Below are 17,975 nucleotides of genomic sequence, written 5' to 3' on the forward strand. Positions count from 1 at the left end.
GCGGTCCGTCTGAAATACGGTTAACGTTTAACAATAGTAACAATTATTGGTTAGAACATAGTACTTCCTTGGAGGCCACTTAATAATCAATCTATTCGGTCAGCACTGTGCTCATGTTAGGTCGTATCGACCACATGAACACGTGGTTATTATTGACAAAAGTTATTTTATATGTATCGTTCAACTAACTTATTATTTTCCGGGTCAGAAATGAATTGCTGTATTGAATCTTTAAATATTATCTCTGTTTCATCTATTTTTTCGATATGTTTAATTAGTTTTTCTATGTCTTCAAAACTAAATCCATACTTTAATAACCAAATTTCAGTCGAATCATTAGTCCCATACTTTATATAATTGCTTAATATTTGTGCTCTCAAATCATTAGTTTTATGAAAGTAAAGAATTAATGTGCTTGAAATAGGATCTTTTACAGACAAGGAAAGAACCTTGTCAATATAATCGTAAGTATCATAAATGATTTTATCAAAATCTAAATCAATTATGCTTGTGTTACTATTGAATAAAGGAACTGGTTTTTTAAAGCTTTTGTTTGGTAAAGCTTCGGCAATACAAGAAAACCTTGCTTTTTTTTCTTTAAGTTGCTTTTTAAAATCGCTTATTGATATTTTTTTATTTCTTAATTTTCGTCTTAATTTTCGCCTAAAATCTTTTTCAGATAAAAATGCGTGTCGAAGTGAAATGATTTCTGCAAAAGATTTACCTTGAATTTGCCAAAGTAGGATAGGTATTGAAGTACTAAGTACACTTTTTTCTCCATTTCTTAATTCAACTCTTCTCAAATGTGCCTTATAAATATTTTCGAAAGCTTTTTTTATTTTTTTTCTTGTATACTCCGTAAGTAAATAATACTCTTTAACGGTTAAAGGCTCTAGATCTTGATTTAGAAAATTTGTTAAAATAAAAGAAATTTCGTCATTCAAATTGGCTCTTTCAATACGTTCTATTTGGCTTTTCGTTAGTTGTAATTCCGAATTGAAGGTGTCATTTTTAATAGCGTCTACTATATCTATAAAATCTTCATTGTTTGGGTCAGTTTGATTATCAAGATTAGATGTAGTTGCTAATGAAGATTCTTTATTTAGTCTTGCATTAAATAATTTTTTATTCCTTCCCTCAATCAAAACATAACCATAATCAAAGTGATTATCTTCTAATGTAACTCTTCCGGCTCTTCCAATTAAATTTTTCAGATTTAGAGTTTTTTGGTCTTCATTACCATTGAAAGTAAAATTATTAATCCATACAATATCAAAGGGCATATTTATTCCTTGAATCAGAGTTGAAGTTGAAAAACAAATTTTTGCATGATTTCCATTTACAAATTCTTCGATTATTAATCTTGCCTTTAATGGAATTGATCCATGATGTATAACAATACCTTTTTTCATTAAAAAGATTAGCATTGAATTCTTTTCATTATCATCTTTAGTTCCAAAAAAATCTTCAAGTTTTTCTATATATCTAAGTCCACTTTTGTTAGTAATTTCTGGACATAGTTCTATATAATCTGCAAATGATTCAATGTAGCTACCATCATAAATTTTTGATTTTGAGATATAAATTAAAGCAGTGCCTCCATTTTGAATAATTTCTTTTACAATATCATTTTCAATATCTTTTCCTTTCATTTCGTCTTGAAATGGTGAAAAATATTTGAATTTACCTTTTGCATGTTCTATAAAGATTTTACCAACAGTTTTTTGATGGTAAGTTTCTGAATCTATGTTTTTTGTAATATTATGCTTCTGAAATTGAGCTTCGGGATTAAGAATGAAAGGATGAGTAAATACTTTTTTTATATTATTTAACTTTCTATCAATTCTTCGTACAAAGGAATCAAATTTCATACCTCTTATTCCTTCCTCGGAGATTTGTGCTTCATCAAGTAGAATTAATTCTACATTTAGCTTCGGTATATTTTTGAATAATTCTTCTCCTCTTTCTGGAGTAATAATATAGATTCTGTTTTTTGTTCTGTTAGTGTTTACAACCTCAATAAATTGTAAAACTAAAGTATCTTTTGAAACAAGCTTTTTCACCTTAATTAAATATTCCGAAATTAAAGCTCTTGAAGGTAAAACAATAATTATATCTCCTTGAGTTTCTTTTATTAGTTCTTGAAATAAGAAAGATTTTCCAGCACTAGTCGGTGCTGAAAATGAAAAATTTGTATACTTTTTTATTGAATTATATGCATCTGCTTGAACTGGTGTGAAGTTATGACCTGTATCAGAAATTATAGTTTCTGCATATGAGTCGTATATTGATTCTAAAAATGAGGTAGGTTCCTTCGTCTTGTAAAATAACCCCATTAAATACATTAGTTTAGATTCATATCTTTTAAACGAAGAAGAATTGAATTTTTTTATATATGATAAAGTTTCTAGATGATTATTATTAGTTGGTCCATATTTATGAAAATCATAAAGAATAGTTTTGATTAAGTTATTATCAATTTCTTGGTTGAATATTTTCTCATCTAACATAATTCAACTGCAATTAAATAAAGTTCATTAAACTTAATTATCTCTTTTATTGGATCTGATTCCAGAGCATTATTCATCGTGTTGATTACGTTGTCATTATTATGAGAAAAAGCTGCTGAATATCCTTTTTGATTATTAATGATATTTTGTTTTGTCTTGTCATTTAAAAATGGCATTAACCATAGTAACTCAGAACTATCCCTATCTCCAATAAAATCAATAATTTGATCTAATGCTTTAGCTCTTGGTGTGGAGTCTAAGCTGAATTTTGCTTCCCCAAAAACTAAAAAACTGTTTGCGCTCACAGAATGATAATCAAAGCCTGGGTTACCAGATATTTTTTCTTTAAGTATTTCGGCTAACGGGATGAGTTTATGAGAATGTTCTATTTCCAATGCCTGTTGTGCTGCATATGAAACAATAAATTCTCCAATATCTGTATTTACATTTGTGGATATTTTAGCAATAATATCGTTAACAATTTTATCAATTGTTTTTTTTGAAGTTGCTCTAAAAGTTATTTGAGATATTTCATCAAGTTCGTTTATCCAGCTTGTATCACAAATATATTTCTCAAATTCCTCTATAATTGGTCTGAAGTCTTTTATTTTTATATGAATACAATTTATTTCACAACTACTTCCGGCAGGTAATTTATTAAGACTTGTATTATCAATTTTGTTTATATCCATTTTAAGATTCTGTCTTTTCATAATTTCCGCAACAAAGAATATCACAATACATGCACTATTACCTTATCTTAGTTTTGTTATGTCCTTTTAATCTCCTCAATAGTTGTATCAATTAATATAGGAATATCTCCATTTTGGATTTCCGAATATCTTACTTCTTGACCATTGAATAAGTCCACGGCAATACAATAATTTGGATTAACAAAAAAGTCCTTGGAATAATGCTTGTCTAAATATCGATACATTATATCTGCAAACATTCCTAATTCACTTTTTTTGAAGCCACCTAGTTTTACAACAAACCAAACCGCCCCAATTTCTTCACTGTTATTTTCTGAAAAGGAAAAAACATAGCTTGGTTTTACCTCAATGGGAAAGTCTTTGACTATAATGATTGATTTAACTTTTGGTCGTTTGAGAAAAGCCAATTCCAAATTTGGCTTTAGGTGTTGAAAATCAAAATCCTGGAAATTTGCTAAAATATCAATATTCCTTTGAAACTGATCTTGTATTCTTTTGATTTGTGTGTGTTGAATTTTGTCTCTCAATAAATCAATCTTTTCTTCTAATAGGTCCTTATTATCATATCTGAAAGCATTACTAATTGCGCTTAGGCAGCTAATCCAATAATCCCCGCCAGAAGAACCATCATCTAATTTTTTTTCTTTTTTTAAATTATTGACAAAGGTGATTCGTGCTCGCTTACTTTTTTGGCGAAAATCAATTAGATTTTTGATAGTTACTTTCTCCATTTTTTGAATTATTACATATAAATCTCTTAAAGACGAAGAGTTATAAATTAGCTTCCTCCAAAGAAACAAAACAACTTCAAAACTCTACTGTGGATTCCCGTAAACCAAATCATTTTCCCAAAAATCAACCAACAAAACCAACAAGAAAAACCATCCAAAACAAAGAATTTCATTCCGGGCAAAAGTAGGGGGGAGTGTATTGCTGCTTTATTAAAAAGTCATCAATATGTCTATAAATATAGTAAAATATCAATAATATAATGGCAGATTACCATTTTTTGTACAATTCCTCAACCACGGCTTTGAGTGGTTCATATTAGTTTTTATGCCCTTAATATAGGCTGGGAATTCAGAGACATTCGCCTAGCATATGACATTTCGGAGAGCGGGGACATTCACAGAGTCTTAAATATTTTGTAGAACAGGGGATTAGATATCCGATTAAGATGTTTCTAAATTATTTAATTTATTTAATGCTTCTTGTATTAAGTTGGTTAGAGGAACGTTTATATGAGGTTCATTTTTATAAATACCATTGTTCCATTGCTGTAAAGATAAGCTATCATGAAATGTATAATTACAATCAATAAAAACGAGAATATATAGATCATAGTTTTTTATTACGGAAAGTATTATCTCTTCTTCAAATGATTTTATTATGAAATTTGCTTTGTCTATACTTCCTTTTGTTCCTTCTTTAAATAATTTATTTTTGAGAATTAAAATTTTTGATAGAGGCATTCCTAGCTCTCTTAGTATTATTATCATTTCTATCCAAACGTATTCAATTGCATTAAATTTTCGCCATTGATTAGTTGTTTTTCTTTCTTGAAGGAGAATACCATATTCATCATAATGATTTAATGTTCTGTACGAAACAGATAAATCTTTTTTATTAAATGATTTTTTATATAAAAGTAGTCTTAGGGTTTCAATATCCATTTTAAAAGCTAAGGCTGAATTATACGTAAATGTATAATTTTTAATTTAATAAGCTCTAAATTTGCATAGTAATTTTCACTAATTAATATTCAAAACAAAATGGCAGATAATAATACCTATTATGAAAATGCTCCTATTATTTTATCTATGATTCAATTTAGATATGATAAGATTGAGAGTTTTGATATTAATATGGTTAAAGAAATAGCCAAAAAGATTAAATCAGATTATCCTATTGTTAATGAAAGATTTGTTCAAAATATTGTAGTGAATAATGACAATAGTGAAACGAGTGTTTCTTTAAAGGATAAACAATTTTATGGTATTCAAGTAATGTCAAAAAATCGACAAGAAATTTTTACTATAACAGAAACAAAATTCACCTTCCAGTCTCATGGAAAATATACTGGATGGGATAGTTTCAAAGAGAAGTCGTTTAAGTTTTGGGATATATTTAATGATGCTTTTGAAATAAAAGAATTAAATGGAATCTCATTAAGATATGTCAATAAAATAAACTTACCCTTAGACTTAAAAGACATTAGTGAATATTTCACTACCTTTATAAAGGATGATAAAAACACCTTTTCAGTTAATAATTTTCAATTTAAGTTTGCTTCACTTGATAAAGAAAATAATTTTAAAATAAATATAAGTCATATATTAGACACTCCATTAAGAGATTCCGTTCCATATATTTTTGATATAGATGTGCTCTATAATAATAAGATAAAAAATGATAATGATTTAATATTATCTTTATTTGAGAAAATTAGAGATAAAAAAAATCAATTATTTAATGATGGAATTACAGAAGAAACCAAAAAACTAATAAGTTGATTATGCCACTTATCATTGATTTACCACCATCAAATGTCAAGATCGAAAGCACCAAAATAGAAAATATTAAAGAAGAAAGTGCTCGGCAAATTCCAAATGATTATGAAGATATTAAATTAGATAAGGATTTATTTGAAAATATTTATTTAAAAGACAAGTTTGATACATTAGTTGATTTATGGGAACAAAATACTGCTTTTGAATCTTCAATTTCTAACATTATTGAAGATGATAATTTCAAAAGGATTATAGAATTGGGTGCCAAGGTAGTACCATTAATCATTGACGAAATTGAAAAAGAACCAAGTGTTTTAGTTTGGGCTCTAAATATAATCACAGGAAAGTCTATGAGTTCAAGTGGACGAGAAACTATTGAACAGGTATGTAAAAAATGGGTTAAAGCTTATCGTAGTGGTAGAATTCAAAATGTTTAATGATTAGATAGTACCTCATTGATAAATTCTGAAGTAAATAGAAATCAGATCATTAATGCATTTCCAAAATTAAAAGACGATAAGGTTTTTGAAATTGTAGATAAAGCCAGTCCTAATTATAATTGTATAGCTTGGGCTGCTAATGTTACTGATTGTTGGTGGGTAAGTTTGCCTTTGGAGAAAAGACCTACAATTAGATTGGATGGCGTTAAATTAGATTGGCCATTTGGAGTAGATGACGAGTTTTCCATAAGAATACTGACTGAAATATTTGGTCAATTAGGTTACGTCAAATGTATAGATGGGGATTATGAAGAAGGTTATAAAAAGGTCGCATTTTATGAAAAAAAAGGTGAAGCAACTCATGCTTCAAGGCAATTGACTTATGGTAAGAATAAGGGAGTTTGGTCAAGTAAGTTGGGACGGTCTTTTTTAATTCATCATGGGAATCCATATACTATTGAATCTGAGTCCTATGGGACAGTTACTGCATTTATGAAAAAAAGCATGATGTAAATTAATCAATACTCCATATTATTTTTGAAAGTCTAAGAAATTAATTTTTTATTTACATATAACTGCTAATAATTATAAATTAATACAATATAATACCTGATTTGAAGCACACATTACTGTGGTTTCCCATAAAAACAAAAAAACTAACTGAAAAAGGAGACAAATTAGGAAGTGATAAAATGATTTTTAGCCTACTAATAGAAGCTTTATTACTCATGTTTTATTCTTTTATAATTTTTGGAAATAGTCAAAAATCCAGTTTAATTTCAGATGATAATTATTTCCTGTCTTTTCAATTTTGTCTTGCATAGGTTATCTGTGTACTGCCAATGAGAAATATAGCTGTTGTATAGTTGATTTTATACATTACATATGCATATTAGTATAAACACGTCTTAGTATGCTGTTGATATCCTAAATCACATTTGATGTATTTTTTTAATAAGTTTATTGACATCCATAAAATAATCTTCTATGATTTTTTTAAGTGGGGTCAAATTATGTGAATTATGCTTTTTATTTGTTTTCTGATCCAGTACTTTTTTTAGTGGCTTATTATATAATAGTTCTAGATCAGACAGTATTTTTTTACTGAAAATCTTATATAATTTTGCATTTATTAATTCCGATCCCAAAATTTGGTCTGCTAACATCCCATAATTATCAAGATGATATCTATATTTACTAATCCTTGCTGTAAGTTCTTTTTGGTCAGCTTCCATAGTAGAAGACGGATGCTGCCCTGACCTGTAGGAATTAATTATCCCAATGATTTTACCATGTTGTAGCCTAAGCCCTTTCTCGTTATCCTTATAAAAATCTTGAGAAACCTTATTATATAAATCATTGATGAAATTATAATGAGATTCAAGCCTAAGCTGTTTCATCTGTTCCCTGTGATTTTTTTGTTGCGAAAAATAAGCAAGGAAAACTCCCATCAAAGTTAATATTGAAATGATCGGGCTGGTAGCATTATTTATTAGTATAGAAAGTCCTTCACTTCCTTCGGGGAAGGGAAATATGGAATAGGATAACAGAAGATGTGGTAAAATAACAATTGCTAGTAATGCACCGATTATAATGGTAAAATAGATTAGAATTCTTTTCATGCTATATTATTAATGACAAACTAAAATTACTTCAATTATTCATACGGATTCCCGTAAAAAACAAAAAAGTACCAACCAAAAGCAGGCATTATCAATAGTAAATATTAAAAAATGGGTTTAGTATAAATAGGGCATAGGCTGCGAAGTCAGAGACATTCGCTCTGAACACTTCATTGAGCGGGGTGTTGATACTATTATATTGAACACTAATTATTATTTAGTTTTAATTGTATCAATAATAATTGGGTTAGTAACGTTCATATCTAAAGTCTTATCAATATTTACATCACAACGGGGGTGTGAGTATATGGTTGGTTACTTATTAAATTCTGCTATGGAGAACACTATAGATATGACACTTGTTATTATGGCAATTATTAAAGCCCAACGAGCAAGATTTGTGGATTTCTTAGCTAATTTAATTGATTCCTCAGCTTTTTCAATTGCCAATTTTGATGATTCCCTGGATTCTTTTAATTCTATGTATTCCAGGTATTGTTTGGATGCTTCACCGGTAAGAAAACTTTTACTCTCTAAGGTTTTTTGTATAATCTGAAACCTGCCTTCACAATTGTGATTTTTTAGAATAAATTGGTATGTCAATTCATTTAGATATGAAGTATTTATTGGAGTTCTAATCGTGTAATCAATTGCAGTATCAAAGTATTTCATAAACCATTTAACAAAAGTGGTTTCACTATTTACATCGAATTCAATGCGTAACTTATCTTTTAATTCATAATAGGTTATACCTTCCTTTTCATAGGCATTACCTATTTCCATTGCTTTTATGTATCTATTCATACTTCAGGGTTCCCTACAAGGCAAAAGTTCACCATTTGTCTCTTTTACTACTTGGGTTAAGGTGTTAACTAATTTTTCATCATTCAGCCACTCTTGATATCATGTTGTATTTTTATTTGACATTTAGTTGTTTTAATCTTAGTATTTAATCGTCACTAACATATGTATATACACTTTATAGTATAAATATGAAACAAAATCCTCCGGTCATCTTTAGATCAAATTCGGGATGACTTTCTCCTTAATTTAATAATACCCTAATCCACTTTAAAACTTTTTCCTGTCACACTACGTTCATGATAGGGCGTACGTACCGGCCGCACAAACGCTTAGTTATTCCCCAAAATTCTATTATTCATGTTTACAAACATTTTCGAGATTAAGTCCGTTCTCAATTTTTGGAATTTTATTATAGCCCCGTTGAACATTATCCTTTTCTTTGACTTGATTTATTAATTCTTTATATGACTCAATATTATCTACGTTAAACAGTCTCTTAATCTTTTCGAAATATCTTTTGGATATTATTTTCGGGAATAGAGCAGAATACCCAGAATTATAATAACCTGTTTCAGGAAACCATTGATCTGCATAACCTCTTTTTGGAGGATAAATCAGGGACATATAATAACTTAAAATATCAGAAGATATGTTTTCTTCAAATTTTACTACTGTTGAATATTTTTTTATTAAATCTGCAACAACATTTACTCTTTTTGGATTAATTCCTTTACTTTTATGTTCATTTAAGGTGTAATTGTATTTTCTGAAATCTACAAAATTGACAGGTTCAGCTTTGTTATTATATTTCCTCGTCACAATAAAGGAACTGCTATAAATTATCCCTAATGATTTAAATTTTTCCAGTTTTATCATCACGGAAACAAAGTTTAAAAAAAGGTCATAATTAAAAAACCTGTAATTATCATTAATAATATTATTAAAACTATTTCCAGGCTCCAATTCAATTGCATTATCTTCATAGAATTGAAGCAAATTCTCGAAAAAATCAATAAGAAGATCATCATAAACCTCTGATGAATATTTACAAATAACATTTAGAAACTCAATGAAATCTAATTTTAAAGGTTGAAGTTGCTCGATAGATAATTCTACTTTTTCAATAAAATTGGAATTATCGATTTCATCTTTCTGTTGGTCAAGTTTAAAAATTAATAAACTTTCAATGAAAGTTTGTAGATAATCTTTGATTAATAATATGCTGTTTTTATTGTTGTTTAAAAGTGAGTTTTTTATTTGATTAACTTTATGAGCAGTTGGCAGAAAAACTGGATTTTCGTCCTCTAAATGAATTGGCATTTTACCAATAGGAGGTCTTTTAGAAATGGGTTTGTTATATATATTCCTTATAAGTTTATCATAGTTTTCTTCGTAAATCTGTTCCTTACTTAAATCAATGTAAATTCGTGTTTTTACAAATGTTGGCAAACAAGGTTTGTCATTCTCGTATTCCATTATTATTGGAATAAATTTGGTTTGTTCGACTTGATTGTATATTTCGTCTGATATAATCAAGCTCTCTATTCCAACTCCTCCTTGTTTTTTGTTTGCTTTTAGAGCATATTCTTTATTACAAACTAATAGTACTTTGTCTACAGTTTCATCATTAACCATTTGTTCCATAAAATGGTACTTATCTTGACCTTCCTTTAAGTCCCAATCATCTAAAATTACGTGAATTCCATCATTTGTTAGTCTTTCAGCCAATTCGGTGACAATCATTTTGTTACTTCGAGGCTTCCAACTGTAGGAAATAAATATTTTCTTTAACATTTGTTGCATATATAAGATCATTGGAGGAAACTAAGAATATCAGAATGCATATGATACCCTATTTTAGTCATTTGTCAGTTAAATAATGGTTATTCAATTTCATATAGACCAAAAGTTCTCTTTAAAATGTACAGAGGTATTAGAATAGACTTTGAAAAGAAAGTTTTCTCTCCAACTATTCTTAAGAAATTCTTTTTTCATTCATATTATTTTCTATTAGGTTGATGTTTGATTGCCATTTCTCAAAGTAAACAAATCTTTCCAAAAAAGATATGTGGATTCCCGTAAAAACAACAAAAAAAGAAAAGTAAACCTATTTTCTCACCATCTTACTCAACTCCTCAACCCCAATACTCCCCATATCCCTATGCAACATTCTATGACAGTTAGCACAAACCAAAGCCAAATCCTTTAGCTTCGTTTTAGACTTCCCGTCCAACTGGGCTAAGGGCACTCGATGATGGCATTCAATAAACCCTTTCCCTAATTCACCATACACTTCATAGAAGTCAAACCCGCAAACCTCACAATCCAATTTGCCGTGTTTCTTGTAGTAGCTGTCTTTCTTTTTCTTGGTTAGGGTAGGGTTGCGCTCTCTTAGCTTATGTAGTTTGTAAATAATCTCGCCCTCTTTAGCTTCGAAAAACTCCTTTTCTTCTGTTTCTATATGGTGAAGTTGAAGGTTGATATCACCGTTTAGTGTAGACTTTATTTGTTGTACTATTCGCTTTAATTCCTCTTTATTATCGACAAACTTGTCAAAGAGCTCTTTATCAAGTGTGCTATAAGCTTGCATGCCTTTTCCTTTATAGTTTGGATCGATGGCTAAAAAATTGCTAAGCTTTAAACTTACACCATTGGGATTGCGGAATTTGGTAATGTCTGGAATGATCTTATGAATAGGCAGTTTCTTAAGAAGATTAGATATTTGGATTATTTCTTCATTTCTAGCATAGATTTGCCCCGGTTCTAAGCGAAAATATAAATCCAGAGCCAATAAAATTTCATCCGGATGCCACTTGGGGTTACGCATATTAAAATCTTTGTATAAATTAGCTATTTCTATTTAGTTTTGATAATCTTGTGTAATACCAAATAGGTTAGGGATATGAGGATATTAAAACTAGTCTCAGATTTTGTTTTTGCAGGTACTAAAGTCCTAGTTTGTCAATTATTTCCTGAACTTTTGCTTCTGTATTACGCAATTTATCCTGACAAAGTTTGGATAATGCCGCAGCTCTAGTAACTACCTCTTCCAGCTTATCGATGCTCACCTCATCGTTTCTTAATTTTTGAAGAATGGACTCGAGTTCGTTCGATGCTTCTTCATAAGTTAACTCTGAAACGGATTTACTTTCCATTGTTTTTCCTTTTTTACATATTTGGTAACTATAACCGCATTTTTGAATTCCAGTTTAATAATGGTGTCTTTGGTCAGTTCTTCTCCGGAATAAAGGCTCCCATTTACCCTTGGTATAGTAAATCCCCGATTGAGAACTGTTGTAGGACTACTGGAGGACACCAATACAAAAGCATTGGTTAAATAGGCTCTTCTTGTATTGATAACATTCTCCACCAAAAGGACAAGCATTTCACGTTGTTTATGTATGTATTCTATCCTGTTGTAAAGCAATCTCTTACTTTCGTGTAAACTTTCTTTATTGCTCGATGACAGCTTGCTGTTCTCTTGATTAATAAATTTCTTTGTTTCAGAAACTATGCGATTCATCAGCGTATGTAAAGAACCTCTACGCAAACGGGTAAAACTATTAGATGCATTGGCTATACCTTCGGTAAACAGCTTTAAATTTCCTTGCTTTCTGTCCATCAGCTTAATATACCTTTCCATGATTAACTCATAATTATTAACAACCCCCTTTTCAAAATTGTAGGTCTTGTTTACGATATAATTGGAAACTTCTGTTGGTGTCTTAAAAGCTTTGTTCGCTGCAAAATCCAGTACTGTTGTATCTGTTTCGTGACCGATACCGGAAAATACTGCACTTTGCATTTGACTTACCTGTCTCGATATTTCATAAGAATTAAAAATGTCCAAATCCATCTTAGACCCCCCTCCTCTAATAATTACAACACAATCATACTTTTTTCTATTTATGGTTTGAAGCCTATCAAGGATTTCGACCTCTGCACCACTTCCTTGGACGGTAGCGGAAAAAATATCTAGATTATATACATAACCATACTGGTTTTCCTGAATATTTTTAATAAAATCCTGATATCCGGAGGTATCCCTAGAGGCTACTACTGCAATATTGGTAAGAACTAGAGGTACTGGAACTTTCTTGTTTAAATCTAAAAGACCTTCATTCTTAAGCCTATTTATGATCTCCTGTCGTTTCTTTTCTATTTGGCCAACTGCGAATTCCAGACTTATATCTGTTATAATACAACTTAAACCATAGACTGTATCAAACTGAATGCTTGTATAACATAATATTTCATTTCCCTTTTTTAGAATGTTACCATAATCTTTTCCTAATGCATGCTTTATTTGCTGCACATTATAACTCCAAATATTGGCTCTACATCGGGCAACAGTTTTACCATTTTGACTTTCAGCAAGCTCAAGGTATATATGTCCAGATCTATGAAAATTGATATTGGCTATTTCCACTTTTAGCCAAAATCTTTTACCTATTATATTATCATCTATAATAGTTTTAACCCTATTAAGTATTTTAGACAAGGAATAATATGTTGGTAATGAAGACAATTCTATTCTAATTTTGGTTCTGGTTAATTGATATGTACGGTGTTTTAAATATTATGTCAACGCCACTCTTTTAATCTTTACATGGGCAATATTTTTTCGAAGATCTCCTTATTGTAGATATCATTCGTACTTATCCACTTATATACTGCATTAACAAACTCTTAATTCTTATTTAACCAATCATCACCAACATCCAGTACCGCTTGCTCCACCATTTTCGATGGTAATTTCTTTATCAGTCTAAATGTGTATTCAATATTATTGTCCGCATTGATTCTTTCTCCTGCCTTTGCAATATGTGCCTTGAGTCTGGTTTTCTCCCATTCAATAGAGTAATCAGCAAATTTCTTTGGTAGTGAGTTAATTATCTCCTTTTTCGTAAACTCACTTTTTAAATTATAGGTTTTATGTAGTAATACAATGATATAGGACATAGGTTTTCCGGAATTGCTCGTTGTAGAAGTATTTCTTACCAATTTAATATCCGTAGTCCTATCCTTTAACCTGTCAATTTCAGATTTATTTAGAATTCTTGTCAAAAGATCAGTTGTCGTTAATCCCAGAACTCTTCTTATGCATTTGATATCTTTCAATAGAGGTTCTTGTTTGCTTGCAAGAATATTAGATAATTTATTGGTTGACCAGCCCAACTTTTTATTGAACTTAGATTTGCTTAGTTTTAAGTGCATAACGATGTTAGAAATGTTCTTGAGGAATATCTCTTTTTCATCGATATTTGCATGTTTTTTCATTTAGTCGATTAATAAAATTTGTTTATGTCGATTAGTTTTTTATCTTTGTTCTATAATAGCGACACCGAATAGGGGATACTCCCTTATTATGACGATGTTGACTCGTTCGAAATCCGCCAGATTGCCACGAGTTGACCGAGTGATCGCCTATTGCTGGAATTTACTATCTTCGTGATATATTCCAGTATGGCGTTCCTCGTTAACTTTCGGGGCAACCTTGATTCCTTTAGGATGAAAGGAGGTTCTGGCGGAACCACGAACTTAAGTTGCGAGGGCGCGTACTGGTCTTATACCAATTTAATATTCCTAAGCTTCCCGAGTACACATCGTTGTCATAACCATACCAGCACGATTATGAAAACGACGAGAAAAAAACACCCACCAGAGCATTTTACGGCAACAGGCTTTGCCCTGTGCTGCAACCGGCAGCCACAACCCCAATCACTACAACCCATTTCAAAAAAACAAAAACGTGCTCCTGAATGACGCGGGCGCAACCGGCGGCAAAAGCAAAGGCGTCAGGCCATGCAATGTTGTCCGGTAACACCGGCCTCGTGCCTGCGGAAAAACACCATAGGTTTGCCACAGGGGTAAAAGACCGTTACACCTATCGGGTACTCACACTGCCAATAAAAGTAATAGCTTTTCCCTTTACATGCAAATTTGCTTTCTTAAAGCATGGTGGTCGGTTTTTAATACTCACACATTAACACGCTTATTATGAAAAAATCACACCAAAAACTGGAACAGTTACAAGAGGCATGTAACGCCGAACTGGAAACCTTCCGGCAGTTACGCAAAAGCCATGATACCCTTACCGGGGAACTCCGGGAGTGCTTACAAAAACTGGATGCACTGGCCCTTCGACGAAGCTCAGGAACCACCCTTCGGCAGGGCCCAGGAACCACCCCTCCGGCCAGTTTCAGGAATTAAAACAAACCCGGAACCCGGAACCTGTAACCTGTAACCTGGAACCTGCAACTTGGAACCTGGAACCTGGAACCTGGAACTTGGAACCCGGAACCCGCAACCTCTAGCCTGTAACCCCACAGGGCTTTTTAGCTAACACTCAAATATTAAAATTATGAAGATCACCACATTAGCGGGCCTGTCCTGCTGGTGCCCCATAACTATTGCCTTTATTTTACTTAACCTACCGTTGCCTGCAATGGCATTACCCCCCTTACAAATTGATGACCAACACCAGGTAACCGGAACGGTTACCGACAGTAACGGCGAGCCGCTGGGCGGGGTCAATATTATCGTGTCCGGCAAAGGGCAGGGCACGATCTCCGGTTTTGACGGTTCCTATACCCTTACGGCCATTGCGCAGGATACCCTGGTATATTCGTTTGTAGGGTTTAAAACACGGAAAGAAAGGGTAGGGGAGCGGCTTACGCTGAATGTGGTATTACAGGAGGATGTCATGGCCCTGGGGGAGGTTACGGTCAATGCTGGGTATTATACGGTAAAGGAACGGGAAAGGACGGGGAGTATTGCCAGGGTCACATTAAAAGATATTGAACTACAGCCTTTAGCCAATCCCATACAATCTCTTCAAGGTAGGATGGCAGGAGTAGAAATAAATCAGTTTAGTGGTGTGCCAGGTTCTTATACTGGAATACAAATAAGGGGACGTAATAGTTTAGGGCGTGACAGTTTTCCTTTATATATTATAGATGGGGTTCCTGTGTCTTCCGATCCCATATCAACCAGAGGGTTGATGCCCGCAGATCAAGGAATTGATCCCTTACAAACCATTAATTTGAACAATATAGAAAGTATTGAGGTATTAAAAGATGCTGATGCCACTTCTATTTATGGTTCTCGCGGGGCCAATGGTGTGGTACTCATTACCACTAAAAAGGGAAAAGGTGCGGAAGAAACGATTTATGACTTTAACCTATATACCGGGGTAGGTAAGGTATCAAACACCATGGACTTGCTCAATACCGGGCAATATTTGGAAATGCGCCGGGAAGCCTTTGCCAATGACGGTATTACGGAATACCCGGCTATTGCTTACGACATTAATGGCACCTGGGATCAAAATCGTTATACAAACTGGCAAAAGGAATTCATTGGTGGTTCCGCCAATATTACCCATATAAACGGTAGTGTTTCCGGAGGTAGTGCCCGTACTTCTTTTTTGCTGGGAGGCTCTTACCATCAGGAGACGACCGTATTTCCGGGTAATTTTGGGTATCATAAACTTACCGGGAATTTAAACCTGAATCACAGGTCCAATGATGACCGTTTCCAGGCGGTACTCTCCCTTAATTATGGTGTAGACCATAATCGATTATTTGCTGATTTAAATTTAGTTGGACAAGCTATTTGGTTATCTCCAAATGCTCCTCGTATTTATAACGATAGAGGGGAATTAAACTGGGAAAATGAAACGTGGTCCAACCCTTTTGCGGGTCAGCAAAAGGAACAGGAAATTAAGACCGATAATTTTATTGTTAATTCTTCTTTAGAATACTCTTTTTTCTCTGATCTATCTTTAAAAGTTAATTTGGGATATACCGATTTGAATGTAGAAGAAACGGTAAAAATTCCCAAGAGTAGTTATAGGCCCAGAGACCAATCAAGAGTTTCCCATAGTTCTCAACATGGTAATACGAAAAGAAAGTCATGGATTGTTGAACCCCAGTTATTTTACGCAACAACTTTAGGTCATGCAAAACTGGATGTATTAGTGGGGACTACCTTTCAGAAAAATGAATATGTTGCACTATCTCTGAACGGGGAAGGTTACGCTAATGAAAGTTTAATAGGTAATTTGGGTGCAGCAGCTAATGTTTCCGCAAAACAAAACAATTCGGAGTATGCATACACTGCAATTTTTGGTAGAATCGGTTTTAATTGGAACAAAAAGTACTTTATTAACTTGACCGGACGTCGGGATGGTTCAAGTCGGTTTGGTCCCGGAAACCGTTTTGGTAACTTTGGTGCGGTAGGTACTGCATGGATTTTCTCCGAAGAAACTCTTTTTAGGAAGGCCTTACCTTTCATAAACTTCGGAAAGTTACGAGGGAGTTACGGAACCACGGGGAACGATCAAATTCCGGATTATGGCTATTATGCTATTTACCAACCTACTAATGGACCTGGCGGTTTATACCCCACACAGTTGGCCAATCCGGACTATGGCTGGGAGGTCAATAAAAAACTGGAAACTGCCCTGGACATCGGGTTCCTGGAAGACCGGATCCGTACCGGGATAGGATGGTATTATAATCGTTCTTCCAATCAATTGGTAGGTTATCCCTTACCAGATGTCACCGGGTTCTCCTCCGTCCAGGCCAATATGCCGGCTACGGTTCGCAATACGGGCTGGGAACTGGAAGTACATACGCTAAACATTAAATCTGCTAACCTTAGTTGGAATACTTCTTTTAATATCACCTGGCCGAAAAACACCCTCGTAAAGTATGATGATTTAGAACAGTCTTCCTATGCCAATCGATATAGGGTTGGGCAACCGTTAAATATTGTCTTGGCCTATGAGTATACTGGAATTGACCCGGAAACAGGTTTATACCAGGTGCGTGATGTGAATGAAGATGGTAGGTATAATTATGATGACCGTATTATGACCATTCCCTTAGGACGAAAGTACTATGGTGGGCTAAATAACACGTTACAATTCAAAAATTTTCAACTTGATTTTTTGCTGGAGTTTGTGAGACAGAAAGGAGTAGCCAATCGTTTTGTTCATAACTATGCTTCGGGTAGGGGGCCAAACAATTCAGGAAATATAGCTGAAGAACTATGGAATAATCCCAACACTCAAAACTTTACAACACTTCTTTCAAATAATACATTATACGGCTATGCGAAAAGTAGTGATATAGGTTACAATAGTGACGCTTCTTTTATCCGTTTAAAAAACATATCGTTGTCTTATACCTTACCGAAAGCCTTCATTTCGAAAATTGGTATGAAATCCTGTAAACTTTATTTACATGCACAGAACCTAATTACCTGGACCAATTTTATAGGGTTGGATCCGCAATATGCTACCAGGGGGACAGATGTTTTACCAGCCCTTAAAATGATTACCGGGGGTGTACAATTAAAATTTTAACAT

At 32.8% G+C, this 17,975-nt stretch carries 16 protein-coding genes; 5 read left to right on the forward strand and 11 right to left on the reverse strand.

Going from position 1 to position 17,975, the window contains the following annotated elements; translation table 11 throughout:
* Positions 1 to 167 precede the first annotated feature (167 nt).
* From ACVBDY_RS05940 to ACVBDY_RS05955, 4 genes are all read right to left on the reverse strand, one after another.
* Positions 168 to 2,510: a DEAD/DEAH box helicase gene (locus ACVBDY_RS05940; protein WP_447174547.1), complete on the reverse strand. Its 2,343-nt coding sequence runs from the start codon at positions 2,508 to 2,510 to the stop codon at positions 168 to 170.
* Complete coding sequence (locus tag ACVBDY_RS05945) at positions 2,504 to 3,223, reverse strand: hypothetical protein (RefSeq protein WP_447174548.1); 720 nt, start codon at positions 3,221 to 3,223, stop codon at positions 2,504 to 2,506. The genes ACVBDY_RS05940 and ACVBDY_RS05945 overlap by 7 nt, the downstream gene beginning before the upstream one ends.
* Before the next feature lie 56 nt (positions 3,224 to 3,279).
* On the reverse strand, positions 3,280 to 3,954 hold the full coding sequence (locus ACVBDY_RS05950; protein WP_447174549.1) for a hypothetical protein: 675 nt from the start codon (positions 3,952 to 3,954) through the stop codon (positions 3,280 to 3,282).
* A 441-nt stretch (positions 3,955 to 4,395) separates the two neighbouring features.
* On the reverse strand, positions 4,396 to 4,896 hold the full coding sequence (locus tag ACVBDY_RS05955; RefSeq protein WP_447174550.1) for a MerR family transcriptional regulator: 501 nt from the start codon (positions 4,894 to 4,896) through the stop codon (positions 4,396 to 4,398).
* A gap of 99 nt (positions 4,897 to 4,995) precedes the next feature.
* Here ACVBDY_RS05955 and ACVBDY_RS05960 point away from each other — a divergent pair, with 99 nt between their 5' ends.
* The 3 genes from ACVBDY_RS05960 to ACVBDY_RS05970 are packed head-to-tail and all read left to right on the forward strand — an operon-like array spanning position 4,996 to position 6,686.
* The gene (locus ACVBDY_RS05960; protein WP_447174551.1) at positions 4,996 to 5,736 is read left to right on the forward strand and encodes a TIGR04255 family protein; all 741 of its coding nucleotides are present in this window, start codon (positions 4,996 to 4,998) and stop codon (positions 5,734 to 5,736) included.
* Between the two features lie 2 nt (positions 5,737 to 5,738).
* The gene (locus ACVBDY_RS05965) at positions 5,739 to 6,170 is read left to right on the forward strand and encodes a hypothetical protein (protein ID WP_447174552.1); all 432 of its coding nucleotides are present in this window, start codon (positions 5,739 to 5,741) and stop codon (positions 6,168 to 6,170) included.
* A gap of 18 nt (positions 6,171 to 6,188) precedes the next feature.
* On the forward strand, positions 6,189 to 6,686 hold the full coding sequence (locus tag ACVBDY_RS05970; protein WP_447174553.1) for a DUF7689 domain-containing protein: 498 nt from the start codon (positions 6,189 to 6,191) through the stop codon (positions 6,684 to 6,686).
* A gap of 419 nt (positions 6,687 to 7,105) precedes the next feature.
* Here ACVBDY_RS05970 and ACVBDY_RS05975 read toward each other — a convergent pair whose 3' ends face one another.
* The 7 genes from ACVBDY_RS05975 to ACVBDY_RS06005 form a co-directional block, all read right to left on the reverse strand.
* A complete protein-coding gene (locus tag ACVBDY_RS05975) occupies positions 7,106 to 7,795 on the reverse strand; it encodes a hypothetical protein (protein WP_447174554.1) in 690 nt (229 codons plus the stop codon).
* A gap of 315 nt (positions 7,796 to 8,110) precedes the next feature.
* The gene (locus tag ACVBDY_RS05980) at positions 8,111 to 8,599 is read right to left on the reverse strand and encodes a hypothetical protein (protein ID WP_447174555.1); all 489 of its coding nucleotides are present in this window, start codon (positions 8,597 to 8,599) and stop codon (positions 8,111 to 8,113) included.
* Positions 8,600 to 8,950: 351 nt separating this feature from the next.
* Positions 8,951 to 10,414 carry a toll/interleukin-1 receptor domain-containing protein gene (locus ACVBDY_RS05985; protein ID WP_447174556.1) on the reverse strand — a complete coding sequence of 488 codons (1,464 nt, stop codon included), beginning with the start codon at positions 10,412 to 10,414 and terminating at the stop codon, positions 8,951 to 8,953.
* A 292-nt stretch (positions 10,415 to 10,706) separates the two neighbouring features.
* The gene (locus tag ACVBDY_RS05990; protein WP_447174557.1) at positions 10,707 to 11,426 is read right to left on the reverse strand and encodes an HNH endonuclease; all 720 of its coding nucleotides are present in this window, start codon (positions 11,424 to 11,426) and stop codon (positions 10,707 to 10,709) included.
* A gap of 118 nt (positions 11,427 to 11,544) precedes the next feature.
* Positions 11,545 to 11,754, reverse strand: coding sequence for an exodeoxyribonuclease VII small subunit (gene xseB, locus ACVBDY_RS05995; RefSeq protein ID WP_447174558.1), 210 nt, complete (start codon positions 11,752 to 11,754; stop codon positions 11,545 to 11,547).
* A complete protein-coding gene (gene xseA / locus ACVBDY_RS06000; protein WP_447174559.1) occupies positions 11,727 to 13,127 on the reverse strand; it encodes an exodeoxyribonuclease VII large subunit in 1,401 nt (466 codons plus the stop codon). Before xseA ends, xseB begins: the two co-directional genes overlap by 28 nt.
* A gap of 161 nt (positions 13,128 to 13,288) precedes the next feature.
* Entirely contained in the window at positions 13,289 to 13,879 is a 591-nt protein-coding gene (locus ACVBDY_RS06005; RefSeq protein WP_447174560.1) for a hypothetical protein, read from the reverse strand.
* A gap of 720 nt (positions 13,880 to 14,599) precedes the next feature.
* Between ACVBDY_RS06005 and ACVBDY_RS06010 the strand changes: the two genes are divergently transcribed.
* Together ACVBDY_RS06010 and ACVBDY_RS06015 are read left to right on the forward strand one after the other, a co-directional pair.
* Positions 14,600 to 14,812 (forward strand): hypothetical protein, encoded by a 213-nt coding sequence (locus ACVBDY_RS06010; protein ID WP_447174561.1) that lies wholly within the window; start codon positions 14,600 to 14,602, stop codon positions 14,810 to 14,812.
* Positions 14,813 to 14,963: 151 nt separating this feature from the next.
* Complete coding sequence (locus tag ACVBDY_RS06015) at positions 14,964 to 17,972, forward strand: SusC/RagA family TonB-linked outer membrane protein (protein ID WP_447174562.1); 3,009 nt, start codon at positions 14,964 to 14,966, stop codon at positions 17,970 to 17,972.
* Positions 17,973 to 17,975: the final 3 nt, after the last annotated feature.

It is taken from the genome of Sinomicrobium halophytocola, from assembly GCF_052983395.1.

Coding starts and splice junctions, on each gene's coding strand:
- ACVBDY_RS05940 (WP_447174547.1), bottom strand. CDS start 2,510: ATGTTAGATGAGAAAATATTCAACCAAGAAATTGATAATAACTTAATC.
- ACVBDY_RS05945 (WP_447174548.1), bottom strand. CDS start 3,223: ATGAAAAGACAGAATCTTAAAATGGATATAAACAAAATTGATAATACA.
- ACVBDY_RS05950 (WP_447174549.1), bottom strand. CDS start 3,954: ATGGAGAAAGTAACTATCAAAAATCTAATTGATTTTCGCCAAAAAAGT.
- ACVBDY_RS05955 (WP_447174550.1), bottom strand. CDS start 4,896: ATGGATATTGAAACCCTAAGACTACTTTTATATAAAAAATCATTTAAT.
- ACVBDY_RS05960 (WP_447174551.1), top strand. CDS start 4,996: ATGGCAGATAATAATACCTATTATGAAAATGCTCCTATTATTTTATCT.
- ACVBDY_RS05965 (WP_447174552.1), top strand. CDS start 5,739: ATGCCACTTATCATTGATTTACCACCATCAAATGTCAAGATCGAAAGC.
- ACVBDY_RS05975 (WP_447174554.1), bottom strand. CDS start 7,795: ATGAAAAGAATTCTAATCTATTTTACCATTATAATCGGTGCATTACTA.
- ACVBDY_RS05980 (WP_447174555.1), bottom strand. CDS start 8,599: ATGAATAGATACATAAAAGCAATGGAAATAGGTAATGCCTATGAAAAG.
- ACVBDY_RS05985 (WP_447174556.1), bottom strand. CDS start 10,414: ATGATCTTATATATGCAACAAATGTTAAAGAAAATATTTATTTCCTAC.
- ACVBDY_RS05990 (WP_447174557.1), bottom strand. CDS start 11,426: ATGCGTAACCCCAAGTGGCATCCGGATGAAATTTTATTGGCTCTGGAT.
- xseB (WP_447174558.1), bottom strand. CDS start 11,754: ATGGAAAGTAAATCCGTTTCAGAGTTAACTTATGAAGAAGCATCGAAC.
- ACVBDY_RS06005 (WP_447174560.1), bottom strand. CDS start 13,879: ATGAAAAAACATGCAAATATCGATGAAAAAGAGATATTCCTCAAGAAC.
- ACVBDY_RS06010 (WP_447174561.1), top strand. CDS start 14,600: ATGAAAAAATCACACCAAAAACTGGAACAGTTACAAGAGGCATGTAAC.
- ACVBDY_RS06015 (WP_447174562.1), top strand. CDS start 14,964: ATGAAGATCACCACATTAGCGGGCCTGTCCTGCTGGTGCCCCATAACT.